Here is a 23,889-nt window from a genome sequence, read left to right as displayed (position 1 = left end):
CCGCTTGCGGGCCGTTGTTGTTTATACTGGCGCACTTTTTTTCGACTTGGACACCGACACCGATGAGCACCCTGCTGGCCCTGGACACCGCGACTGAAGCTTGCTCGGTTGCCCTGCTGCACGATGGCAAGGTAACGAGCCACTACGAGGTGATCCCGCGCCTGCACGCGCAAAAGCTGTTGCCGATGATCAAGCAACTGCTCGAAGACGCCGGTACTACGCTGGCTGCGGTCGATGCCATTGCCTTCGGCCGTGGGCCGGGTGCCTTTACCGGCGTGCGTATTGCCATCGGCGTGGTGCAGGGCCTGGCATTTGCGCTGGAGCGTCCGGTGTTGCCGGTGTCCAACCTCGCCGTGCTGGCCCAGCGCGCCTTGCGTGAACATGGCGCCCAGCAGGTTGCGGCGGCCATCGATGCGCGCATGGATGAAGTGTATTGGGGGTGCTACCGCGAAACAGCGGGAGAGATGCGCCTGGTCGGTGTTGAAGCCGTGCAGCCGCCGGAGTCATCGGTGCTGCCTGCCGACGCCAGCGGCGACTGGTTCGGTGCGGGCACCGGTTGGGGTTATGGTGAGCGCATCGCGGTGCCGTTGGTGGGCCAGGACGCTGCGATGTTGCCTCATGCCGAGGACCTGCTGACGTTGGCTCGTTTTGCTTTTGAGCGTGGCGAGGCGATTCCCGCAGATCAGGCCGCACCTGTGTACCTGCGCGATAAAGTGGCGCAGACCAAGGCCGAACGCGGCCTGTAACTGTCGTGAGCGGGCTTGCCCCGCGCCGGGCTGCGAAGCAGCCCTAAACATCCCCAACACGCCTCTAATCTGCACCAATCGTCAGAATTTGCCCCCTGCTTTAAACCTTTTTCAAATTATGTGTTCTAGTTATCACCAGAGCATTTGCGCGTTACGGATTGCGCCACTAAAATGCCATCACCGATACCGAGTTCGCATCGATGCGTATAGACGGCTTTTCCTCACAGTCCTACCCCATCAAGCGTAAGCCGCGTAAGGCCAACGTCACGGTAGACGAGTCCGTCGAAGATTCACCGGACTTCATCGAAGTCCAGCCCGATGCGCAGTCCAACGCTCAATCACGTATCAGCGGTCTTCCCGCCCGTCAGCAAGACATGGTCTTCCCACGCTCAATGAGCAGAAGTGTCGCCACCGCCCTGGCCAGCTACCTGACCACCGCCGGCTTTGTCGAATGGGATATGGAAGTGCTGGGCCTCGACATCCACATCTGATGCGTCTGCCTTACTACCTGGGTTGCCCGTCCTGGAGTGAAAACGCTTGGCGCGAGTACCTGTACCCCGCCGATGCCCGTTCCAGCGACTACCTTGCGCTCTACTCCCAGGTTTTCAACGCCGTTGAAGGCAACACCACGTTTTATGCCCGCCCGTCGGCCGCCACCGTGCAACGCTGGGCCGAGATCATGCCCGAGGATTTTCGCTTCACGGCCAAGTTTCCCGGTGATATCAGCCACAGCGGCAACCTGATTGAGCAGCTCCCGGCAGCGGAAAGCTTTGTGGGCTTGATGAGTCCTTTGGGTGAGCGGGTATCGCCGCTGTGGTTGCAGCTGCCCGCGACGTTCACACCGCAGCGTCTGGGGGAATTGGCCGGTTTCATTGATGGCCTGGAGCGGCCAATGGCCGTAGAAGTACGGCATCAGGAATTCTTCGCCAAGGGCGATGCCGAGCGCATGCTCAACCGCTTGTTGCGTGACCGGGGCGTGGAACGCATCTGCCTGGACCCTCGTGCACTCTTCAGTTGCACGTCGACTTCAGCCGCCGTGCTGCACGCCCAATCGAAAAAGCCCAAGGTGCCACCACGGCCGGCGGCGCTGACGCAGTTCCCCCAAGTGCGTTTTATCGGCCATCCCGAACTCGAAGCCAACGATCCGTTTTTGGTCCCCTGGGTGGAAAAAGTCGCCGGCTGGATCGAAGAAGGCCGCACGCCCTATGTGTTCCTGCACACCTCGGATAACCGTCTCGCCGCGCAGTTGGCCCTGCGTTTCCACGACCAGTTGATGGCGCGCCTACCTGGGCTGCCGCCACTGCCCACGTTGGATCGTACCCCCGAAGTGGAGCAACTGGGGTTACTCTAGGGCTCCTTTTCCCGCCAGGAGCCAGACATGGATGCGCAAACCCTTCGCGCCGAAACCTTCAAGGCCTTGCATGAGCGTGACCGCGCCTTCGTAATGCCTAACCCGTGGGATGCAGGCTCCGCCGTGATGCTGGCCAGCCTGGGTTTTGAAGCGCTGGCCACCACCAGTGCGGGCTACGCGTTCAGCTTGGCGCGCCCGGATGCGGAAGGGGCGCTGTCCCTGGAAGACACGTTGATCAATGCCGGCATGATCGCCAAGGCCACGGCGCTGCCGGTGGCGGCTGACCTCGAAAACGGCTTCAGCGACACCCCCGAAGGTTGCGCCCAGACCATCCTGCGTGCCGCCGCCACGGGGATCGTCGGTGGTTCCATCGAGGATGCCACGGGCGTCGCCGTCGACCCGATCTATCCCTTTGACCTTTCCGTAGAACGTGTGGAAGCGGCCGTTGCCGCCGCCCGTAGCCTGCCATTCCCCTTCACCCTGACGGCCCGTGCGGAAAACCTCCTGCACGGCCGCCTGGATCTGCCCGACACCATCCGCCGCCTGCAGGCCTACGCCGAGGCCGGTGCCGACGTGCTGTATGCGCCGGCCTTGCGCAGTGCCGAGGAAGTGCTGGCGGTGGTCAAGGCGGTGGCGCCCAAGCCGGTGAATGTGTTGATGTCCGGCGGCTTGAACCTGAGCGTCGCGCAGCTCAGCGAGATGGGCGTGCGACGGATCAGCGTCGGCTCGGCCCTGGCGTTGGCGGCCTACGGTGAGTTCTATCGTGCAGCCCAGGAAGTGTATGAGCTGGGCACGTTCACCTTTACCGAGCGCAAGATGCCGTTCAGCCAGGCCAACCAGTTCTTCAAGGACTAAGCCGTGCGTTTTTTAAACGTGATGGGCTTGCTGCTGATTCTGGCGGGCGCCGTTGCCGTGGGCGTCTGGCGTGGCTGGGTGCCAATACCGGCCGATTGGAACCCCTGGGCACCGCTGGACGTACGTGCCAGCCCCAACCTGCTGACCCGTTACAAGCTGGGGCGCCTGCAGGATGACCCGGCGCTGTGTGATCAAGTGCTGGAAACCTCGGGCCTGCGCGTCAGCCATCAGGCGGACTCGCCCGCCGATGCCGCTTGCCCCTTGCGTAATACCTTGCGCGTCCAGGGCGCAGCGGTCGGGCTGAGCAGCAGCTTCCTCGCCAGTTGCCCACTGGCGGTGGCCTTCGCCCTGTTCGAGCGGCACAGCCTGCAACCGGCGGCCCAGGCGGTATTCGGCCAGGCGGTGACACGGGTTGACCATCTGGGCAGTTTTGCCTGTCGCAATATGTATAACCGTGCCGAGGGGCGACTGAGCCAGCATGCGTCGGCCAATGCGCTGGACATTGCCGGCTTTCGTCTGGCGGATGGGCGCAGTATCAGCGTGCTCAAGGATTGGCCGGGGGAGGGCGATAATGCGCGGTTCCTGCGCCAAGTACGCGATAGCGCCTGTGATGATTTCAATGTGGTGCTGAGCCCGGACTACAACGCCGCGCACCGCAACCATTTCCATCTGGATATGGGGCGTTGGTGGGTGTGTCGCTGAGTGTCAGGCGGCCAGGCGCAGGTTGTGGGTGACCAGCGGGCGTGCCCAGTAATAATCGAAGTCCAGGGCTTTCTGTTGCGCGACCAGTTCTTCGGTCGGGTACGGCGTGGCGGCCGGTGGCAGCAGGTCCAACTCGAATTCGGCGATGGGCAGGTGCAGTGGGCGTGGCTCCGGTGCCGGGCCTGGCTCCGGCAGCGCTTGGCCAGCGGTCAGTACGATCGGGCGGACCCAACCGCTTTCGAAGTTCTGCTGGCGTTGCTGGGCGACGATTTCTTCTTCCGGGAACGGTGTGGCGGCGGGTGGCAGCAAGTCGGTCTCGAACTCGGCGATCGGCAGGAACAGCGGCTCCGGCGGCGCGATTTCGGTGTCTTTCACGTCACACCCACGCTGCGTGAGGATCTGCGACAACAGATCGGCGCCAGCACTCGGTTCTACCGCTGGGTCTGCCGGTGCAGGCGCCTGCACCGCGAGCGCGTCCGGCGTATCGCCAAGCTGCTCGGCCAATGCCCGGGCGAAGAAGTCCTGCCACACATGGCTCACCCCGGCCAGCGCTTGGGTATTGCGCAGGCCGTAGTGGTTGTGGGTCGGCAGTACACCGATGGTTAGGGGAAGAATGTCTGACATTTTTCTCGGTCGACGCTCAGCTCTGGCAAAATACCTGACTGTTGTTTTTATCGGCCGGTAGTTGCCGATCCTTAATATTTTTGAGCGTAGCGATTGATGAGCGAACAACCAGCGGCCAGCCGCATCCAGGTCGAGGCCTTGGGCGACGGTTTCAAGGCCCGTGCCGAGCAGTGGGCGTCACTGTTGGGGCTGCCGTTGCAGCTGGCGGATGCGGACTTTTCCCTGCAAGTCGGCGAACATGGCCTGCAGTTGCAACAGCTTGGGCCTGACGCGCCTGGGCCGGTGCGGGTGGACTTTGTCGAAGGCGGAGCGGCGCATCGGCGCCTGTACGGTGGTGGCAGCGGGCAGATGATCGCCAAGGCCGTGGGCATTGCCCAAGGCGTGCGTCCACGGGTGCTGGACGCCACGGCCGGCCTGGGCAAGGACGCTTTCGTGCTGGCCAGCCTGGGCTGCGAGATGAGTTTGATCGAACGCCAGCCGCTGATCGGCGCGTTGCTTGAAGATGGGTTGGCGCGTGGCGCGGATGATTTTGAGGTGGCGCCGATCGTGGCGCGCATGCAGTTGCTCAAGGGCAACTCCATCGACGTGATGCGCAATTGGGAAGGTGAGCCGCCCCAGGTGATCTACCTTGACCCGATGTTCCCGCACCGTGAGAAAACTGCGCTGGTGAAGAAGGAGATGCGCCTGTTCCGGCCGCTGGTGGGAGATGATCCGGACGCCCCGGCGCTGTTGGCTGCCGCGTTGGCCCTGGCCAGCCACCGTGTGGTGGTCAAGCGCCCGCGCAAGGCGCCGTGCATTGACGGGCCCAAGCCAAGTCATGCGCTGGATGGCAAGTCCAGTCGGTATGACATCTACCCCAAGAAAGCGCTCAAGCCTTGATCGTGGACCTGTGGCGAGGGAGCTTGCTCCCGCCGGCGGCCTTACAGCCGACCGCTATTTACCTGTTGCCCAGCGATCAAAATGTGGGAGCTGGCTTGCCAGCGATGAGGCCCGTCCATGCAACGAGCCTTTAAGGCCTGTACGCCCGCATAAACAACCCCACCACCTCCTGTACATGTTCTTCGGCGGCTTCTTCGCTCAGTTGCCCGCCGCAGCCATACAGCAAGCAAAAGTTCGCCGTGCCTTTGAGCAGGCAGAAGAAGTGCTCGGCTGCGGTAAACGGTTTGTCGATGCTCAGCGCGCCGCTCTGATCGATCTTGCTCAACAAGCGCTCCATGCCTTGCAACATGCGCATGGGGCCGGCCTCGAAGAAGATCTGTGAGAGTTTCACGTCTTGATTGCCGGTGGTCATCATCAGGCGATGCAGGTTGACTGACTCTTCGCTGTTGATCAGGCGATGGAACCCTCGCGCGATGTTCAGCAACACAGTCTCTACGGGCACACCCATGGGCAGCTCGAAGTACATCACCGGCAGTTGTTCTTCGCACTTGGCCACTACGGCGGCCGTGAATAACGTCTCTTTATCGTTGAAATGACTGTAGACGGTCAGTTTCGACACGCCCGCTTCCAGTGCAACGGCATCCATGCTGGTACTGGCGTAGCCATTGCTCAAAAACAGGATTTTCGCGGCTTCAAGGATTGCCTGGCGTTTTGCCATGTCCTTGGGACGCCCGGGGCTATTGGTGTTTACAGGATTGTCGGACATTTTCACCTTTAATACTGGACTGGTGAGTTTGGTATTAATAACATACCCGCCAGTATAATTATTCCTAGCTCCATTAGCGAAAAGGTCCTACAGCATGCGCAGCATTTTCCTGCCCTTTGCGTTGCCTGTCAGTCTGGTCCTCCTATTGGCCGCCTGTGGCCATGAAGAAGCGACCCAGACCACCATCCGACCGGCCATGGTGGTGCAGCCACAGCCTTCTGCGCAGTCGATGGACAGCTACCCCGGCGAAGTGCGCGCACGCTATGAGCCGGACCTGGCGTTTCGCATTGGCGGCAAAGTCAGTAAGCGGCTGGTGGAGGAGGGCGAACGAGTCAAGGCCAACCAGGCGCTGGCGGAGCTCGACCCTCAGGACGTGCGCCTGCAACTCGAAGCGACCCGTGCCCAAGTCGCCGCCGCCGAGGCCAACCTGAGCCTAGTGCGTGCCGAGCGCGATCGCTACAAGACCCTGATGGACCGTCAGATGGTCAGCCGTTCCCAGTACGACAATTCTGAAAACCTCTATAGATCCGGAGAAGCACGCCTCAAGCAGATCAAGGCCGAGTTTGACGTGGCCAGCAACCAGGCTGGCTACGCCGTGCTGCGCGCACCCCAGGACGGTGTGGTGGCCAAGCGCGCGGTCGAAGTCGGCCAGGTGGTGTCTGCCGGCCAGACGGTGTTCACCCTGGCCACCGATGGCGAGCGCGAAGTGCTGATCAGCCTGCCCGAGCAAGGTTTTGGTCGCTTCAAGATCGGCCAGCCGGTGTCGGTCGAGCTGTGGAGCCAGCCCGACCAGCGCTTCAGCGGGCGTATTCGCGAGCTGTCACCGGCGGCCGATCCGAAGTCGCGCACGTTCGCGGCCCGCGTGGCGTTCACCGGCGGCAAGGTGCCGGCGGAACTGGGCCAGAGCGCCCGCGTATTCATACAGGCTGACGGCGTTATTCCGTTGTCGGTGCCGCTCTCTGCCCTCAGTGCGGAGAACGGTGCGTCCTACGTCTGGCGCGTACAGCCCGACAACACCCTCAAACGCGTGCCGGTCCGTATTGGCGCCTTTGGTGAAAAAACCGTCCCGGTACTGGAAGGCTTGAGCCCGACCGATTGGGTCATTGCCGCCGGTGTGCATGTGCTCCACGAAGGCCAGCAAGTGCGCCCGGTGGATCGCGCCAACCGCGTGGTGAATCTGGCGGCCAAGGAGTAGTTCCCGATGGGTTTCAATCTTTCCGAATGGGCGTTGCGAAATCGCCAGATCGTACTGTTCCTGATGATTCTGCTGGCAGTGGTCGGTACTTTGTCCTACTCCAAGTTGGGGCAAAGCGAAGACCCGCCGTTCACCTTCAAGGCCATGGTGATCAAGACCAATTGGCCCGGCGCTACAGCCCAGGAAGTCTCGCGGCAAGTCACCGAGCGTATTGAAAAGAAACTGATGGAGACCGGTGAGTACGAGCGCATCGTCTCTTTCTCGCGCCCCGGTGAATCCCAGGTGACCTTTATAGCGCGCGACTCCCTGCATTCGGCGCAGATCCCCGAGCTGTGGTACCAGGTGCGCAAGAAGATCAGCGACATCCGCCAGACGTTGCCGCCGGACATCCAGGGGCCGTTTTTCAATGATGAATTCGGCACCACTTTCGGCAACATCTACGCGCTGACCGGCGATGGCTTTGACTATGCCGTGCTCAAGGACTACGCCGACCGTATCCAGATTCAACTGCAGCGCGTGCCTGATGTGGGCAAGGTCGAGTTGCTCGGCCTGCAGGATGAGAAGATCTGGATCGAACTGTCCAACCTCAAGCTCGCCACCCTCGGTTTACCCCTGGCGGCGGTGCAGCAGGCTTTGCAGGAACAGAATGCGGTCTCGACGGCGGGTTTCTTTGAAACCCCGAGCGAGCGTGTGCAACTTCGGGTATCGGGCAATTTCAAGACCGTTGAAGAGATCCGCAGCTTTCCGATTCGCGTGGGTGACCGCACCTTCCGTATCGGCGATGTGGCCGACATCCACCGTGGCTTCAACGACCCACCGGCCCCGCGCATGCGCTACATGGGCGAGGACGCCATTGGCCTGGCCGTCGCCATGCGTGACGGCGGCGATATCCTGGTCCTGGGCAAAGCCTTGGAAGTCGAATTCGCACGCTTGCAGAAGAACCTTCCTGCGGGCATGGAGCTGCGCAAGGTCTCGGACCAGCCGGCGGCGGTGAAAACCAGCGTCGGTGAATTTGTGCAGGTACTGGCCGAAGCGCTGGCCATCGTGTTGCTGGTGAGTTTCTTCTCCCTCGGCGTGCGCACCGGCATGGTGGTAGCCCTGGCGATTCCGCTGGTGCTGGCGATGACCTTTGCCACCATGTATTACCTCGGGATCGGCCTGCACAAGATTTCCCTCGGCGCCCTGGTGTTGGCGTTAGGCCTGCTGGTGGACGATGCCATCATCGCAGTGGAAATGATGGCGATCAAAATGGAGCAGGGTTACGACCGACTCAAAGCCGCGAGTTTCGCCTGGACCAGCACGGCGTTCCCGATGCTCACCGGTACATTGATCACCGCCGCCGGATTCCTGCCGATTGCCACTGCGCAGTCGAGCACCGGTGAATACACGCGTTCGATCTTCCAGGTGGTGACCATCGCGTTGTTGGCCTCGTGGGTCGCCGCCGTGGTGTTTGTGCCTTATCTGGGGGAAAAACTCCTGCCGGACCTGGCGAAAATTCATGCGGCCAAGCACGGCACTGATGGCCCTGATCCCTACGGAACACCGTTCTATCAACGTGTAAGACGCTGGGTGGAGTGGTGCGTACGGCGACGCAAAACCGTAATCGTCCTGACGCTGCTGCTGTTTATCGGCTCGGTCGCGCTGTTTCGTTTTGTGCCACAGCAGTTCTTCCCGGCCTCCGGCCGCCTGGAGTTGATGGTCGACCTGAAGCTGGCCGAAGGCGCCTCCCTGAGCAATACCGCCGACCAGGTCAAGCGCCTGGAAGCCTTGCTCAAGGATCACGCCGGTATCGATAACTACGTGGCCTACGTCGGCACAGGCTCGCCGCGTTTCTACCTGCCGCTGGATCAACAGCTGCCGGCCACCAGCTTCGCCCAGTTTGTGGTATTGGCCAAAACCATCGAGGAGCGCGAAACCCTGCGCACCTGGTTGATCGAAACCCTCAACGAACAATTCCCCGACCTGCGTTCACGCGTCACACGTCTGGAAAACGGCCCACCTGTAGGCTATCCAGTGCAGTTTCGCGTGACCGGCGAACATATCGAAGAGGTCCGCGCCCTCGCACGTAAGGTTGCGGCCAAGGTTCGCGAAAATACCCATGTGGTCAACGTGCACCTGGACTGGGAAGAACCGAGCAAGATCGTCTACCTCAACATCGACCAGGACCGAGCCCGTGCCCTCGGTGTGAGCACCGCCAACCTGTCGAAATTCCTGCAGAGTTCGTTGACCGGTTCCACCGTCAGCCAATACCGCGAGGACAACGAGTTGATCGAAATCCTCTTGCGCGGCACCGTGCACGAGCGCACCGAACTGTCGCTGCTGCCAAGCCTGGCCGTGCCTACCGACAATGGTAAAAGCGTAGCGCTGTCGCAGATAGCCACCCTCGAATACGGCTTCGAAGAGGGCGTCATCTGGCACCGCAACCGCTTGCCCACCGTGACTGTTCGCGCGGATATCTATGGCAAGGAACAACCGGCGACGTTAGTCCAACAGATCCTGCCGACCCTCGAAGGCGTACGCGCGGAGCTACCGGATGGCTATTTGCTGGATGTCGGCGGTACGGTCGAGGACTCTGCCCGTGGCCAGAATTCGGTCAAGGCCGGTGTGCCCTTGTTCATTGTGGTGGTGCTGACCCTGCTGATGCTGCAACTGCGCAGCTTCTCGCGCACCGCCATGGTGTTTCTGACTGCCCCGCTGGGACTGATCGGTGTGACATTGTTCCTGCTGGTATTCCGTCAACCTTTCGGCTTCGTGGCCATGCTGGGAACCATCGCACTGTCGGGGATGATCATGCGTAACTCGGTGATCCTGGTTGACCAGATCGAACAGGACATCAAGGCGGGACTGGCACCCTGGCAGGCGATTATTGAAGCCACCGTCCGACGTTTCCGCCCGATTGTGCTGACAGCCCTGGCGGCCGTACTGGCGATGATTCCGTTGTCGCGCAGCGTGTTTTTCGGGCCAATGGCCGTGGCGATCATGGGCGGGCTGATTGTGGCCACAGCGTTGACGCTGTTGTTTTTGCCGGCGTTGTACGCCGCATGGTTCCGGGTCAAACCGCAGGCCGTGTAAAACCTTGTCGTAGGGATAATCACAAACGTATTACGGAGCCAGGAACGTTTATTCGGCGAGGGGCCACTCATGAATTACCTGATTGCCAGGTCTTTTGCCACCAGGGTTTTATCCCTGTCGGCAGAAGCATAAATCTGATGATTCAAGGAGTATTTATGAAAATAGGTATTAATTTTAATGCTTGGAAGCCCGGCTGCGGCAGCAACTCCTGTGCGCCTGCCAAGCCTAACCCCCCTTGCTCCAAATCCCCTTCCTGCAATAAGCCTGAAGACCCTTGCAAGCCCAAGAGCGGCGCGGCAATTGGCTTCGGTGTCATGCCCTTGGGCATGATCGCCTTCGGTGGTTTTGGTATAGGGAAGTTCTTCTAATTACGCCAGAACTGCTTGAATCCGGGCAGGTGAGCCTCCCCCACCTGTCCGGGCTCAGAGCGCGAGCTTACAGGGCGCCGAAGACTTTCTTCGCCAGGCTGGTCGCGGCAGCCGCTGGGTTCTCACGGATGGTTTCTTCCTGCTTCGCAATCATCTTGAACAACCCGTCCAGTGCCTGCTCGGTCACGTAGTTTTCGACGTTGGCGCTCTTGGCATCCACCGCACCAAAGGCTGCGGCTTTACCGGCCAGGGCATTGTATTGCTGAGCCACGCCGACCTTGTCGGTAGCGGCCTTGACGATCGGCAGGAACTTGGCGCGGATGGCCTCGCGACTGCTTTTGTTCAGGTACTGGGTGGCGGAATCCTGGCCGCCGCTGAGGATGCCCTTGGCGTCAGTCACACTCATGTTCTTGACGGCGTTGACCAGGATCGGCTGGGCCTGGGTCACGGCGGTTTCGGCGGCCTTGTTCATGCTGGTTTCCAGCTGGGTGACCTGGTCACCCATGCCGAACATTTTCAGTTTGTCGGCCACTTTGCCCAGCTTGCCAGGCAGGCCGATCTTCACTTCCGGGTTGTTGCTGAAACCACCGGGGACGCCCAGTTGCTTCACGGCGATCTGCGCGCCTTGGGTCAGGGCGTCCTTGAGGCCGCCGCTGGCGTCACCCTGGGACAGGCTGCTCAAGTCCAGGGCCATGGCGTTGGCACCGAGCAACAAACCAGCACACAGGGCAGTAAAGCGAAGGGAGTTACGGAGCATGGGCGCTTCCTTTTAATAGGGCTTATGTTCTAGAGACGACTCAGTGGGCTACAGCGTCGACGCGCAGGCGCAGGGGGTGTGGGTCCTGGCCATTGAGCTGCACGGAGTACCGTTCGGTGGTGATAAACAGTAGCTTGCCATCCAGTTCGATGCGAGCGCTCACCGAATAACTGTGGCCGGGTTTGACTTGCGCGGGGTCGTAGCTCAGGTGGAAGGGCAGCGGCACTTGGCCTTTGACCGGGCCTTTCTGCTCGGCGAGGGTCACGGCGGGTGCATCCGCCAGGGACACGTCTTGCAGGCTGACGCTCAAGGTTGCGGCCGGCGGCAGGGCGATACGTTGCAGGTAGAAGACTTCGCCGTCGAGGCTGGCCTTGGGAGCGGGCGTCATGGATTGGCAGGCTCCGAGCAGGGCGGTAAGGCCCAGGAGGATGATCTTTTTCAAGGTGCAGCTCCTTTTCAACGGCGCCGGATTCCATCCGGCGCCTGCTTAAATCTAGCGGCTTTCTTCAGGTTTTGGCGGTTGCGGTTCGACCGCGGCTTCGGCGGCCCCATCCACGCGATGCAAGGCGACCTGACGGATCGACAGGCGAATCTCCGCCGGTAACACGCGCTTGGCCGCGCCTTCGGCCAGTTCGCCGAGCAGGTCGTGGTAGCTCAACTTACCGGCTTCGTCGCGGCGCAGCACATCTTGCTCCAGTAAAGTCTGGATGAAATGTCGGAAAAGGCTCTTGTCGAAGAATTCCGGGGCGTTGAGGCCATGCAGGATCGACAGGCGTTGGGCCATGATCGTGCACAGGTCTTCCAGCTCTTCGGCGCTGATGCTGTTCTGGCCGCTGTTGAGCAGCAGCGAAATCGCCATGTAGAAGCGTTGCAGGGTCTGGGCGACAGTCTTGGACAGCAGCGTCAGCAGCACAAAGTGCCGCGAGCTCGGCGCCGGGCGCAGGTACACGTTGTTCTCGAAACGCAGCAGGCCTTGCTCGACAAAGGCCTCCAGCCATTGGTCGACCACGGTATCCAGCTCGTCCAGCGACCAGCGGATAAACAGCTCCGATTGCAGGTACGGGTACAGCGCGTGGGTATAGCGCAGGATCTGATCGCGGCTCATCCGCGAGCTGCTTTGGAAGAAACTGGCCAGCAGCGCCGGCAGCGCAAAAATGTGCAGCACGTTGTTGCGGTAGTAGGTCATGAGGACGGCATTCTGCTCGTCCAGGTACAAAATCTTACCCAGCGCATCACTCTGTTCCGACAGCAGATCCATGTCCTTGACGTGCTTGATCAGCGCCAGGCCATCGCCGTCGGGCAGGGTGGTATGGGGCGAGTAGGGCACGCGGCGCAGCAGCGCCAGGTACAAATCCAACTGGCGCGCCATGGCTTGTTCGTCGAGGGCCAGGCGCGTGGTGGACAGCAATGCCAGCGCCACCAGGTTCACCGGGTTCACTGCCGCAGCTTCGTTCAAGTGGCGCGCCACCTGTTCGCCGAGGCGGTTGGTGGTTTCATTCAGCCAGGCGGGTTTGTAGTTCGGGCCCAGCTCCTGGGAGCGCCAGTCCGGTTGCTCGGCGTCGAGGAACTCAGCCAGCTTGATCGGCTCGCCGAAATTGACGGCGACTTGGCCGAAGCGCTGCTTGAGCGCGCCAACCACTTTGAAAATATCGAAGATCGACTCTTTCTTCTTGCTCGCGCCACGTAGCTCGCCCAGGTAGGTGCGGCCTTCGAGTACGCGCTCGTAGCCGATGTACACCGGCACAAACACGATGGGCATGCGCGAAGAGCGCAGGAAACTGCGCAGTGTAATCGCCAGCATCCCGGTCTTCGGCTGCAGCATGCGCCCGGTGCGTGAGCGTCCGCCTTCGACGAAGTACTCCACCGGGAAGCCCTTGGTGAACAAGGTGTGCAGGTACTCGTTGAACACCGAGGTGTACAGCGGGTTGCCCTTGAAGGTGCGGCGCATGAAAAACGCACCGCCACGGCGCAGCAGGCTGCCGATCACCGGCATGTTCAGGTTGATCCCGGCGGCGATGTGCGGTGGGGTCAGGCCATTCTTGAACAGCAAATACGAGAGCAACAGGTAATCGATATGGCTGCGGTGGCAGGGCACGTAGATCACCTCGTAGCCCTGGGCAACCTTTTGCACACCTTCGATGTTATTGACCTTGATGCCGTCGTAGATCTTGTTCCAGAACCAGCTCAGCACCACTTCGAGGAAGCGGATCGCCGTGTAGGTGTAGTCCGAGGCGATTTCGTTGCCGTAGCGCAGGGCCTGGGCCTTGGCTTTTTCCGGGGTGATCTTTTCCCGTTCGGCTTCGTCGGCAATGGCCTGGCGCACCAGCGGCATGTTGACCAGGCCCTTCACCAGGTTGCGCCGGTGTGACAAGTCGGGGCCGATCACGGCGGTCTTCAGGTTACGAAAGTGCACACGCAAGATGCGCTGGGCCATTCGCACGGTGCGTTCGTGCCCTTTATTGTGCTCGATCAATTCACGCAGGTTGATAGGCGCGGAGAATTGCACGCGGGTCTTGCGGCCCAGGATCAGGATGCTCAACAGGCGGCGTAGACGCCCGGTGACCGCCCAGCTGTCGGCAAACAGCAGCTTCCACGGGCTGGACTCGCTCTCCGGCGACTGCCCCCAGAACACGCTGACCGGAATGATTTGTGCATTCTCTTCGGCGTGCTCGCTGAGGGTATTGACCAGCCGGGTCAGGGTCGGTGGTGCGCCGCGCTTGTCCTGGCGTCCGAGCCAGTCCGGTTCCGGCGTGAGGTAGAAGAACGCCGCCGGTTCCATCAACGGGCCGACCGATACCGGCAGCACCGGGCGCGGCAGGCCGGCCTTGGTGCACTCGGCATCGACCACGGCCAATTCGCTGAGGGAGGGCGATTGCAGGACGTAGAACACCGGCCGGCTGCGGTCCAGGTTAAGGGTTAAGGACGACTGGTTGATCGTCTCTGAGCGAACCCAGAGGTACAACAGTCGGCGCAAGGTGCCAAACACTAGACGGCGGAACGGAGAGCGGGTCATAGGCGTGCTGCTTCAAGTGGAAAAAACCGAGCAGGCGCTCGGGCGGGTAGTGTGCCGTATTCACCGAAAATCGGCAAAAAAGCAGCGATGTAAACTTGAGTTGATCGTTTTTGAGCCTGTCTTATACTCGGCAGTTCAACGCGACCGACTCAACAATAACAATCAGGTGGGAGTGAACAGATGGCAACGCGCGAAACCGGTAATGTAAAGTGGTTCAATGACGCAAAGGGCTATGGCTTTATCCAGCGTGAAGACGGCAAGGATGTGTTTGTGCACTACCGCGCCATTCGCGGTGAGGGCCATCGTTCCTTGGCCGAGGGCCAGCAGGTGGAGTACGCCGTGGTGACTGGCGAGAAGGGGTTGCAGGCGGAGGATGTGGTGGGGCTGTAAGCCCACCGCTGTACAGATGTGGCAAGGGGCTTGCTGTGGTGAGCGGGGCAAGCCCGCTCACTACACAAGCACTTCTTCAGGATTATGCGGTTTTCCAGGTGATCTGCTCTTCACCGTCTTCACTGATGCGAATCCAGGTGTCAGCGCTTTCTTCACCTTCTTCCTCAACCCAGGTGCCCGGTGCGCAACGCACTTCGACGTTCAGCGCGGCAAAGGCTGCGCGGGCACAGGCGATGTCGTCGTCCCACGGCGTCTGGTCGCTTTCCAGGTACAGGCTGTTCCATTTGCCTACAGCTTTCGGCAGCCAGGTAACGGGTACGTTGCCGGCCTTGCACTTGTAGGTCTGGCCCTTCTGGACCCAGTCGGTGCAGGGGCCCAGGGCGGCGCCGAGCCAGGCCGCGATGGCCTTGTAGTCGACGTCGGCGTCCTTCAGGTAAATCTCTATATCGGGTTGGCGCATGGATGTTCCTCGTTGCGGGATTCGAAAATCCATTCGCGGATACTGGACAGTCTGTTATTGAAGCACGAAATAGTCGTAGCGCATCGATACCGTGACCAGCAGCGGCTCGGCCGCCTCGATCACGTCGGCGCGGCGCTCGGCACTGGCGCGCCAGCCGTGGGGTGTCATCGCCAGCAGGTTGGCACGGTCCTGGGGTTCGGCCAGGCTCAGGGCGAATTCCAGTGTTTCGCTGTGCGCCAGGCTCATGCCGTCCGGCACCAGGGCCAGGTGCTTGTCGTCGGTGTATTCGCGCACTTCGTCGTATAAACGCTCACGCAGTTCCATCAGGTGGCCGGCGGTAGGGCCGACCTTCATCAAGCCGCCGCCGGGGCTGAGCAGGCGCTTGGCCTCTTCCCAATCCAATGGGCTGAAAACGCTGGCGAGAAACTGGCAACTGCCTGAGGCCAACGGCACACGGGCCATGCTGGCGATCAACCAAGTCATCGCCGGGTTGCGCTTGCAAGCGCGTTTGACCGCTTCCTTGGAGATATCCAGCGCGTAGCCATCGGCGTGAGGCAGGGCTTCGGCGATTTGCGCGGTGTAGTAACCCTCGCCACAACCGATGTCCACCCAGCGCTGCGGCGCACGTTCGGCGGCCAGTTCAGCCAGGCGCTTGGCCACCGGGGCGTAGTGCCCGGCGTTGAGAAAGTCGCGGCGCGCCTCGACCATGGCCAGGTTATCGCCGGGGTCGCGGCTGTTCTTGTGTTGTACCGGCAACAGGTTCAGGTAACCCTGGCGCGCGCGGTCGAAACGGTGTCCGGCCGGGCACGCCACGCCATTGTCCACCGCATTGAGCGGCGCGCTGCAAATGGGGCAGGCCAGCATCAGGCGAGCAACTTGATCAGGGTCTGGTAGTAGATTTCGGTCAGCACATCGAGATCGCTGGCCAGGATGCGCTCATTGACCTGATGGATCGTTGCGTTGACCGGGCCCAGTTCGACCACTTGGGTGCCGAGGGTCGCGATGAAACGTCCGTCGGAGGTACCGCCGCTGGTGGACGCCTGGGTCTCACGCCCGGTGATCGCCTTGATGCTCGCCGACACCGCATCCAGCAACGCGCCCGGTTCGGTGAGGAAGGGCAGGCCCGACAACGCCCACTCCACGTGCCAGTCCAGGCCATGCTTGTCGAGAATCTCGGCCACCCGTTGTTGCAAGCCTTCGACGGTGGATTCGGTGGAAAAGCGGAAGTTGAACACCGCTGTCAGGTCGCCGGGGATCACGTTGGTCGCGCCGGTGCCGGAATTGAGGTTGGAGATCTGGAAACTGGTGGGCGGGAAGAAGCTATTGCCGTCATCCCAATGCTCGGCAGCCAGTTCCGCCAGGGCCGGTGCAGCCAAGTGGATCGGGTTCTTCGCCAGGTGCGGGTACGCCACGTGGCCCTGTACACCGCGTACGGTCAGGGTCGCGCCGAGGGAACCACGACGGCCGTTCTTGACCACATCGCCCACCAGGGTGGTGCTTGACGGCTCGCCGACGATGCACCAGTCCAGACGCTCCTTGCGTGCGGCCAGGCGTTCGATCACGGCTTTGGTGCCGTGGTGCGCCGGGCCTTCTTCATCGCTGGTGATCAGGAAGGCGACCGAGCCCTTGTGGTCCGGGTAGTCGCTGACAAAGCGCTCGGCCGCCACCAGCATCGCCGCCAGGCTGCCTTTCATGTCCGCCGCGCCACGCCCGCAGAGCATGCCGTTTTCGTCGATCAACGCGTCGAACGGGTCGTTCTGCCAGGCTTGCACCGGGCCGGTCGGCACCACGTCGGTGTGGCCGGCGAAGCACAGCACCGGACCGTCATGCTTACCATGGGTGGCCCAGAAGTTGTCCACGTCTTCGATGCGCATCGGCTCGAGCGCAAAACCGGCGTCGCCCAGGCGCTGCATCATCAGCTTCTGGCAATCGGCGTCGATCGGCGTCACTGAGGGGCGACGGATCAGGTCGATAGCGAGTTGAAGGGTCGTCGAAAGGTCGGCATGGGCCGTCATGGAAAACTCCGGAAGCATGTGATGGGCGCAGGACGTAAGGGGCGTAGATTCAGTGTGGGAGGGGGCTTGCCCTCAATGGCTGAGTGTCAGTCACTGCATCTGTTGACTGGGCCACCGCCATCGGGGGCAAGCCCCCTCCCACACAAAGCATTGGCCTGGGCCAAGACTCATAAAACGGCCGTTATCTTATAGCAAAACGGCGGCCAGAGGCCGCCGTTTAGTGCATTGCGCAAGTTTTTACTCAGCGGTTGCCAGCTCGACCTTCGGCGCCGGTTTCGGCAGCGACGACAGGAAAGCCATGACCAGCGCCGCCACATACGGCAGCGACTGGACCAGCAGCATCACCACCCAGAAGCGGATGTCATTGCTGGGCAGGCCCTGCACCAGGTAGATCCCCAGCGCCGCGCCCCACAACAGCAGCATGATGAACATTTCTTCGCGGGCTTCGGAAATCGCGACCCAGAAGCCGTGGTTATCCGCGTTTTTCGGTGTACGAAAGAACGGAATGCTGGTGGTGAAGAAGCCATACAGCACCGCTTTGGCGATGGTGTGGGACAACGCCAGACCGGCCAGGGCTGCGCAGAATGCATCCTTCAAGTTCACGCCTACCGCACGGCGGTAGAGGAAGATGATCTTGCCGACCTTGAACACAAACAGCGCCAATGGCGGAATCGCGAAAATCAGCAACGGCGGGTCCACCCGCGTCGGCACGATGATCATCGCCGCCGACCACAACAGGGCGCCCACGGTGAAGAAGATGTTCATGCCGTCCGCCACCCACGGTAACCAGCCCGCGAGGAAGTGGTAGCGCTGGCCACGGGTCAGCTCGGTGCCCTTGCCACGCAACAGGCTCGCGGTGTGGCGCTTGATGATCTGGATCGCCCCGTAGGCCCAGCGGAAACGCTGTTTCTTGAAGTCGATAAAGGTATCCGGCATCAGGCCCTTGCCGTAGCTGTCGTGGTAATACGCCGCCGACAGGCCTTTCTCGAACACGCGTAGGCCCAGTTCGGCATCTTCGCAGATGCACCAGTCGGCCCAACCCAGTTCTTCGAGCACCGAGCGACGGGTCATGGTCATGGTGCCGTGCTGGATGATCGCGTCACGGTCGTTGCGCGTCACCATGCCGATATGGAAGAAGCCTTTGTATTCCGCATAGCAGAGCTTCTTGAAGGTGCTTTCGTTCTGGTCGCGGTAATCCTGCGGCGACTGCACCACGGCGATTTTCGGGTCGGCGAAGTGCGGCACCATGTGTTTGAGCCAGTTCGGCGACACGCAGTAATCCGAGTCGATCACCGCGATCACTTCGGCGTCCTTGGCGGTGTGTGGGATCAGGTAGTTCAGTGCACCACCCTTGAAACCCGCCAGCGGCGCGACGTGGAAGAACTTGAAGCGCGGGCCGAGGGTTTCGCAGTAGTCGCGTACCGGCTCCCACACGGCCGGGTCCTTGGTGTTGTTGTCGATGATCAGGACTTCGTAATCCGGGTAATCGAGGGCGGCCAAGGCGTCGAGGGTCTGTTTGACCATCTCCGGCGGCTCGTTGTAGCACGGCACATGGATCGACACTTTCGGGCGGTAGTCCGAATCGCCCTCCACGGGTAGGAATTCACGCCGGCGCTTGTGGGTCCATACCGCTTCCGCCAGTTCGTGGGCTTCGGTCAGCAACACGATAAACACGCCGAGGGCGCCAAGGGCCAGGAGGATCCCCACGGTGACACTGAACCAGGTGCTGTATTGCTGGCTGTAGTCGTAGCCGATCCACACCAGCACCGAACCGCAGAGAAACGCGATAAAGGTCAGGAAGGTGCGGCCACGCTGGCGCAGGGATGAGCCATCGATCATCAGCAGGGTCAGGGACAGCAGCGCGAGCACCACCGAACCGATGGCCAGCACGCGCCATTGCGGAATCGCCACCACCGGCCCGTCAAAGTTGAATTTCTGCTGGCGCGCAGCGTTGTATACACCCCAGTAAGCGCCGGCCGAGCCTTCGTCACTGACTTTCCACGGCTGATCGAACGCCTCGATCACGAAGTAGTTGAAACCCTGGCGATTGAGCTTGTTCACCAGTGTGCGCAGATAAATCGCCTGGTCGGCAGGCGACGTTTCATTGCCACCGCGCATGCGGCCGTTACTCGGCCAGCCCACTTCCGACAGCAGCAACGGCTTTTTCGGGAACAGTTTCTTCAGGTCCCTGGCGCGGTCGAGTACGTACTGGCCGGCCTTGTCCATCGGAATGTATTCCCAGAACGGCAGGATGTGCGCGGCGATCAGGTCGACGTGCTTGGCCAGTTGCGGGTTCTTTTCCCAGATGTGCCATTGCTCGGACGTCGTCACCGGCACTTTCACGGCGGCGCGGACCCTGTCGAGCAGCACAATCAGCGCTTCAGGGGTGATTTCCTCACGGAACAGGGCTTCGTTACCGACCACTACCCGCACCACACTGCGCGAGCTGTTGGCGATTTCGATGGCGCGCTGGATTTCTCGCTCGTTGCGCTCAAGATCCGGGCTGATCCAGATCCCTAGCGTCACACGCAGGCCGAACTCCTCGGCCAGCTTGGGGATATCCCCCAGCGTGCCGTCGACCGAGTAGGTACGGATGTTGTCCGTCAGCTTGCTCATGATCTCGAGGTCGCGACGCATCTGGTCGTCGGTCGGGTACTGGTCTTTCTGTGGGTACTGGCCTTGCTGGAACGGCGAGTAGGAAAAACCGGAGATCTGTTCAGGCCAGTTGGGGGCGGTGACCGGGCGGTTGATCAGCGCCCAGAAACCGCTGAATAGCGCGGCAATTGCCAGCACTATCACTAGGTTGAGTCCAAATTTACGCGATGCCATGGCTATTTCGGGTTCCAAAGGGTGTGGAACGAAAAGAGGTGTCGGCCTACGCCGAACGGCGCGCATCCTACACCGGCCCTTCCCTGACCGTACAGCAAGCCGAGAAAAACCGGACATTGGGCAGCGAAAGTACATCTAAGTTCTTTACTTGTAACTTGTAGCTTAAAACTTGCCGCTGCGTAGCCCATAATGCGCGCCGGTTTTTGGGGTAATGGTCATGAGTACAGAAGATCCGCGGTTTGCAGGCGTCGCCCGCTTGTATGGCATTGAAGGCTTGGAACGCTTGAAAGCGGCCCATGTGGCGATTGTCGGCGTCGGCGGCGTGGGCTCGTGGGCGGCGGAAGCCATGGCCCGTTGCGGGGTGGGCGAGATTTCGCTGTTTGACCTGGATGACGTCTGCGTCAGCAACAGCAACCGCCAGTTGCACGCGCTGGACAGCACTGTCGGTAAACCCAAGGTCGAAGTGATGGCTGAGCGCCTGCGCGCGATCAACCCGGATTGCACGGTGCATGCGGTGGCGGACTTCGTGACCCGCGACACCATGGCCGAGTACATCACCCCCAACATCGACTGCGTGATCGACTGCATCGACGCGGTCAACGCCAAGGCGGCACTGATCGCCTGGTGCAAGCGCCGCAAGATCCAGATCATCACCACCGGCGGCGCGGGCGGGCAGATCGACCCGACGCTGATCCAGGTCTGCGACCTGAACCGTACCTTCAACGACCCGCTGGCGTCGAAAGTGCGCTCCACCTTGCGCCGCGACTATGGTTTCTCCCGCACCGTGACCCGCCATTACAGCGTGCCGTGCGTGTTTTCCACCGAACAACTGCGCTATCCCAAGCCGGATGGCAGCATTTGTTTGCAGAAGAGTTTCGTCGGGGACGGGGTGAAGCTGGACTGCGCCGGTGGGTTTGGCGCGGTGATGATGGTGACGGCCACCTTCGGCATGGTGGCGGCGACCAAGGCAGTGGATAAAATTGTGGCAGGGGTGCGGCGGCCGTCGGAGCGGGTCAAGCCCTCTTAAATCTCGGAACCCTACACAATTCAAATGTGGGAGGGGGCTTGCCCCCGATAGCGGTGGATCAGCCAACTTGTTCAGTGACTGACACCCTGCAATCGGGGGCAAGCCCCCTCCCACATTTAGCTTTGTGTATGGCTGAGTTCGCGCATGCGTTGCAGGACCGCGTTGAGGCCATTGCTGCGCGAGGGTGAGAGTTGACGGGAAAGCCCCAGTTGATTGAACCAGTCGGGCAGGTCCACGGCCAGTAGCTCGGCAGCAGAAAGCCCATTGACCCGCGCCAGCAGCAATGCGACTAACCCACGAATCATCCGTGCATCGCTGCTGGCGGCGAACTGCCAGTGGCCATCCTGCAAACGCCCCACCAACCACACCAGGCTTTCACAGCCCTGCACCAGGTTGGCCTCGGTCTTATCTTCATCCGCCAATGCTGGCAGCCGCTCGCCCCATTGCATCAGCATCCGCGCGCGCTGCTCCCAACTGCCCACGGCTTGAAAAGCCTCAAGTGCGGCAACGGCCTCTACCGGCAGGCTCATCGCAGCATGTCCAGCGCCTGGTCCAGCGCTTCAAAGAAGCGCTCCAGGTCATCGGAATCGTTATACAGCGCCAGGGACACGCGAATCGCCCCCGATAGATGCATCGCCTTGAGCAGCGGCATTGCGCAGTGATGGCCGGCGCGCACGGCAATGCCTTGCTCGGTGAGCAGGTGCGCGAGGTCCGCGTTGTGCACGCCATCGACGACAAAACTGACCAGCGCGACCTGCGGCGACCCCAGCACGCGCACGCCATTGCGCGCTTTGAGGCCACGCAACAGGTAGTCATGCAGCGCCGCCTCATGGGCGACGATCGCGGGCTGGTCCAGCGAACCCAGGTAATCCAGGCTGGCGCCCAGGCCGATCACACTGGCAATCGGCGGGGTGCCCGCCTCGAAACCCAACGGTGCCGGGCGGAAGCTGGCGCTGTGGTAGTCCGCCTGTTGCACCATCTCGCCGCCAAACTGCCAGTGGCGCAGGTGATGCAAGGCTTCGTTGCGCCCGAACAGCACGCCGACGCCATCCGGGCCATACAGCTTATGGCTGGAAAACACATAGAAATCGCAGCCCAAAGCCTGCACGTCGTGACGGCCATGGACGATGCCCTGGGCGCCATCGACCACCGTCAGGGTGCCGTGTGGCTGGGCGAGCGCCAGCAGGGCCTCCAGCGGCTGCCAGGCGCCGAGCACGTTGGACAACTGGCTCACCGCCAGCAGGCGTGTGCGTGGGCCGATCAGCTCGGCGGCGGCCGGCAGGTCGATCACGCCGTCATCGTTCAGCGGCAATACCACCAGCGTGGCGGCGCGACGTTTGGCCAGTTGCTGCCAGGGCAGCAGGTTGGCGTGGTGTTCCAGGGCGCTGATGACAATCTCATCGCCCGCATTGAATAAGTGCTCTAGGCCATAGGCCAAGAGGTTCAGCGCTGAGGTCGCGCCGTGGGTGAAGACGATCTGCCCGCTGTCGCCTGCATTCAACCACTGCGCGACCTTGCTGCGACTGTCTTCGAAGGCTTGCGTCGCATGGGCGCCTGGCAAATGCTGGGCACGGTGCACATTGGCTGCGCCATTGGCGTAGTAATGGCTGATGGCATCCAACAGGGCCTGGGGTTTTTGCGTGGTGGCGGCGTTGTCCAGGTAAGTCTGGTCTTGCCGTTGCAGCGTGGCGATGGCCGGGAAATCGGCGCGCCAGGGGGAGGGCACTAGCATGGTGTTCAAGACTCGTATAAGCGAGCCCCAGGGTCGGGGCCCGCTAGTGGCATCGAGTGGCTGCTTAGTTGTGAGCGTGCAGCGCTTCGTTCAGTTCGATGGCCGATTTGTGGGTTTTGCACTCCACCGCACCGGTCTCCGAGTTGCGGCGGAACAGCAGGTCCGGCTGGCCGGCCAGCTCACGTGCCTTGACCACTTTGACCAGTTGGTTTTGTTCGTCCAGCAGCGCAACCTTCGTGCCGGCAGTGACGTACAAGCCCGACTCCACGGTGTTGCGGTCGCCCAACGGGATACCGATACCGGCGTTGGCGCCGATCAGGCAGCCTTCGCCCACCTTGATCACGATGTTGCCGCCGCCCGACAGGGTGCCCATGGTAGAGCAACCGCCGCCCAGGTCCGAGCCCTTGCCGACGAACACGCCCGCCGATACACGGCCTTCGATCATGCCCGGACCTTCGGTGCCGGCGTTGAAGTTGACGAAGCCTTCGTGCATCACGGTGGTGCCTTCGCCCACGTAGGCGCCCAGGCGGATACGCGCGGCGTCAGCGATACGTACGCCGCTTGGCACGACGTAGTCGGTCATTTTCGGGAACTTGTCCACCGAGAACACTTCCAGCAGCTCGCCGCGCAGGCGGGCTTCCAGCTGGCGCTCGGCCAATTCCGCGATGTCGATCGCGCCCTGGCTGGTCCAGGCCACGTTCGGCAACTGCGGGAACACACCGGCCAGGCTCAGGCCGTGCGGCTTGACCAGGCGGTGGGACAGCAGGTGCAGCTTGAGGTAGGCCTCGGGGGTGGAGGTCAGTGCCGCGTCTTCGGCCAGCACGGTGGCGACCAGCGGGGTGTGGCTTTCAGCCAGGCGGCTCAGCAACGCGGCTTGGGTGGCATCAACACCTTTGAGCGCGTCTGCCAGTTGCAGGGCCTGGGTGACGGTGAAGGTAATCGCCTGGTTGCCTTCGCTGTAACCGAGGATCGGTGCGATGGCGGCGACAATTTCAGCCGATGGGTTGAGCAACGGTTGTGCGTAAAACACTTCCAGCCAAGCACCTTGGCGGTTCTGAGTGCCGACGCCGAAGCCCAGGCTGAACAGGGAATTGGACATGCTGTTACC

The 23,889-nt window shown here is 61.6% G+C and carries 23 protein-coding genes; 11 read left to right on the top strand and 12 right to left on the bottom strand.

The features are described 5' to 3' along the window. Nucleotides 1–62: 62 nt before the first annotated feature. From tsaB to BM403_RS18505, 5 genes are all read left to right on the top strand, one after another. Nucleotides 63–746, top strand: a complete 684-nt coding sequence (tsaB, locus tag BM403_RS18525) for a tRNA (adenosine(37)-N6)-threonylcarbamoyltransferase complex dimerization subunit type 1 TsaB (RefSeq protein ID WP_064054949.1) — start codon at nucleotides 63–65, stop codon at nucleotides 744–746. 200 nt (nucleotides 747–946) lie between these two features. Then, a complete protein-coding gene (locus BM403_RS18520; protein ID WP_012722569.1) occupies nucleotides 947–1,237 on the top strand; it encodes a hypothetical protein in 291 nt (96 codons plus the stop codon). Continuing rightward, nucleotides 1,237–2,097, top strand: a complete 861-nt coding sequence (locus tag BM403_RS18515; RefSeq protein WP_012722570.1) for a DUF72 domain-containing protein — start codon at nucleotides 1,237–1,239, stop codon at nucleotides 2,095–2,097. Before BM403_RS18520 ends, BM403_RS18515 begins: the two co-directional genes overlap by 1 nt. Nucleotides 2,098–2,124: 27 nt before the next feature. After that, a complete protein-coding gene (locus BM403_RS18510) occupies nucleotides 2,125–2,952 on the top strand; it encodes an isocitrate lyase/PEP mutase family protein (RefSeq protein ID WP_012722571.1) in 828 nt (275 codons plus the stop codon). Nucleotides 2,953–2,955: 3 nt separating this feature from the next. Next, nucleotides 2,956–3,654 (top strand): extensin-like domain-containing protein, encoded by a 699-nt coding sequence (locus tag BM403_RS18505; RefSeq protein ID WP_046036629.1) that lies wholly within the window; start codon nucleotides 2,956–2,958, stop codon nucleotides 3,652–3,654. A 3-nt stretch (nucleotides 3,655–3,657) separates the two neighbouring features. On the opposite strand, the gene BM403_RS18500 is transcribed toward BM403_RS18505, so the two are convergent. Beyond that, entirely contained in the window at nucleotides 3,658–4,278 is a 621-nt protein-coding gene (locus tag BM403_RS18500) for a hypothetical protein (RefSeq protein ID WP_043204893.1), read from the bottom strand. Between the two features lie 96 nt (nucleotides 4,279–4,374). Between BM403_RS18500 and BM403_RS18495 the strand changes: the two genes are divergently transcribed. Continuing rightward, complete coding sequence (locus BM403_RS18495) at nucleotides 4,375–5,157, top strand: class I SAM-dependent methyltransferase (protein WP_012722574.1); 783 nt, start codon at nucleotides 4,375–4,377, stop codon at nucleotides 5,155–5,157. 130 nt (nucleotides 5,158–5,287) lie between these two features. Here BM403_RS18495 and BM403_RS18490 read toward each other — a convergent pair whose 3' ends face one another. Beyond that, a complete protein-coding gene (locus BM403_RS18490) occupies nucleotides 5,288–5,923 on the bottom strand; it encodes a TetR/AcrR family transcriptional regulator (RefSeq protein WP_012722575.1) in 636 nt (211 codons plus the stop codon). Between the two features lie 94 nt (nucleotides 5,924–6,017). Between BM403_RS18490 and BM403_RS18485 the strand changes: the two genes are divergently transcribed. From BM403_RS18485 to BM403_RS31605, 3 genes are all read left to right on the top strand, one after another. Continuing rightward, on the top strand, nucleotides 6,018–7,118 hold the full coding sequence (locus BM403_RS18485; protein WP_046036630.1) for an efflux RND transporter periplasmic adaptor subunit: 1,101 nt from the start codon (nucleotides 6,018–6,020) through the stop codon (nucleotides 7,116–7,118). A gap of 6 nt (nucleotides 7,119–7,124) precedes the next feature. Next, a complete protein-coding gene (locus BM403_RS18480) occupies nucleotides 7,125–10,190 on the top strand; it encodes an efflux RND transporter permease subunit (RefSeq protein ID WP_093544159.1) in 3,066 nt (1,021 codons plus the stop codon). A gap of 155 nt (nucleotides 10,191–10,345) precedes the next feature. Next, nucleotides 10,346–10,558, top strand: a complete 213-nt coding sequence (locus BM403_RS31605; RefSeq protein ID WP_122809887.1) for a hypothetical protein — start codon at nucleotides 10,346–10,348, stop codon at nucleotides 10,556–10,558. 67 nt (nucleotides 10,559–10,625) lie between these two features. On the opposite strand, the gene BM403_RS18475 is transcribed toward BM403_RS31605, so the two are convergent. Genes BM403_RS18475 through plsB form a run of 3 tightly spaced genes read right to left on the bottom strand, consistent with a single transcriptional unit; the run spans nucleotide 10,626 to nucleotide 14,328 of the window. Further along, nucleotides 10,626–11,315, bottom strand: coding sequence for a DUF4197 domain-containing protein (locus BM403_RS18475; protein ID WP_012722579.1), 690 nt, complete (start codon nucleotides 11,313–11,315; stop codon nucleotides 10,626–10,628). Nucleotides 11,316–11,355: 40 nt separating this feature from the next. After that, a complete protein-coding gene (locus BM403_RS18470; RefSeq protein ID WP_043204895.1) occupies nucleotides 11,356–11,757 on the bottom strand; it encodes a YbaY family lipoprotein in 402 nt (133 codons plus the stop codon). 51 nt (nucleotides 11,758–11,808) lie between these two features. Further along, entirely contained in the window at nucleotides 11,809–14,328 is a 2,520-nt protein-coding gene (gene plsB / locus BM403_RS18465; RefSeq protein WP_012722581.1) for a glycerol-3-phosphate 1-O-acyltransferase PlsB, read from the bottom strand. 180 nt (nucleotides 14,329–14,508) lie between these two features. Between plsB and BM403_RS18460 the strand changes: the two genes are divergently transcribed. Continuing rightward, nucleotides 14,509–14,718, top strand: coding sequence for a cold-shock protein (locus tag BM403_RS18460; protein ID WP_003219353.1), 210 nt, complete (start codon nucleotides 14,509–14,511; stop codon nucleotides 14,716–14,718). Between the two features lie 82 nt (nucleotides 14,719–14,800). On the opposite strand, the gene BM403_RS18455 is transcribed toward BM403_RS18460, so the two are convergent. The 4 genes from BM403_RS18455 to BM403_RS18440 all read right to left on the bottom strand — a co-directional run bounded on the left by BM403_RS18455 (nucleotide 14,801) and on the right by BM403_RS18440 (nucleotide 20,022). Continuing rightward, nucleotides 14,801–15,178: a hypothetical protein gene (locus tag BM403_RS18455; RefSeq protein ID WP_012722582.1), complete on the bottom strand. Its 378-nt coding sequence runs from the start codon at nucleotides 15,176–15,178 to the stop codon at nucleotides 14,801–14,803. Nucleotides 15,179–15,232: 54 nt separating this feature from the next. Further along, on the bottom strand, nucleotides 15,233–16,042 hold the full coding sequence (locus tag BM403_RS18450) for a putative RNA methyltransferase (protein ID WP_093544157.1): 810 nt from the start codon (nucleotides 16,040–16,042) through the stop codon (nucleotides 15,233–15,235). Then, nucleotides 16,042–17,193, bottom strand: a complete 1,152-nt coding sequence (gene dapE, locus BM403_RS18445; protein ID WP_093544155.1) for a succinyl-diaminopimelate desuccinylase — start codon at nucleotides 17,191–17,193, stop codon at nucleotides 16,042–16,044. The genes BM403_RS18450 and dapE overlap by 1 nt, the downstream gene beginning before the upstream one ends. 237 nt (nucleotides 17,194–17,430) lie before the next feature. Beyond that, entirely contained in the window at nucleotides 17,431–20,022 is a 2,592-nt protein-coding gene (locus BM403_RS18440; protein ID WP_012722585.1) for a glycosyltransferase, read from the bottom strand. Nucleotides 20,023–20,239: 217 nt separating this feature from the next. On the opposite strand from BM403_RS18440, the gene tcdA reads away from it, so the two are divergent. Beyond that, nucleotides 20,240–21,049: a tRNA cyclic N6-threonylcarbamoyladenosine(37) synthase TcdA gene (gene tcdA / locus BM403_RS18435; RefSeq protein ID WP_371914027.1), complete on the top strand. Its 810-nt coding sequence runs from the start codon at nucleotides 20,240–20,242 to the stop codon at nucleotides 21,047–21,049. Nucleotides 21,050–21,165: 116 nt separating this feature from the next. Here tcdA and BM403_RS18430 read toward each other — a convergent pair whose 3' ends face one another. The 3 genes from BM403_RS18430 to dapD form a co-directional block, all read right to left on the bottom strand. Further along, nucleotides 21,166–21,579: a SufE family protein gene (locus BM403_RS18430; protein ID WP_012722587.1), complete on the bottom strand. Its 414-nt coding sequence runs from the start codon at nucleotides 21,577–21,579 to the stop codon at nucleotides 21,166–21,168. Further along, complete coding sequence (locus BM403_RS18425; RefSeq protein WP_043204901.1) at nucleotides 21,576–22,781, bottom strand: aminotransferase class V-fold PLP-dependent enzyme; 1,206 nt, start codon at nucleotides 22,779–22,781, stop codon at nucleotides 21,576–21,578. The genes BM403_RS18430 and BM403_RS18425 overlap by 4 nt, the downstream gene beginning before the upstream one ends. Nucleotides 22,782–22,845: 64 nt before the next feature. Beyond that, nucleotides 22,846–23,880 (bottom strand): 2,3,4,5-tetrahydropyridine-2,6-dicarboxylate N-succinyltransferase, encoded by a 1,035-nt coding sequence (gene dapD / locus BM403_RS18420; RefSeq protein WP_012722589.1) that lies wholly within the window; start codon nucleotides 23,878–23,880, stop codon nucleotides 22,846–22,848. Nucleotides 23,881–23,889: the final 9 nt, after the last annotated feature.

This window comes from Pseudomonas sp. OV546 (assembly GCF_900116845.1).
In the GTDB taxonomy this organism is placed as follows: domain Bacteria; phylum Pseudomonadota; class Gammaproteobacteria; order Pseudomonadales; family Pseudomonadaceae; genus Aquipseudomonas; species Aquipseudomonas petroselini.
This window is presented reverse-complemented; position numbering and strand designations above follow the sequence as displayed.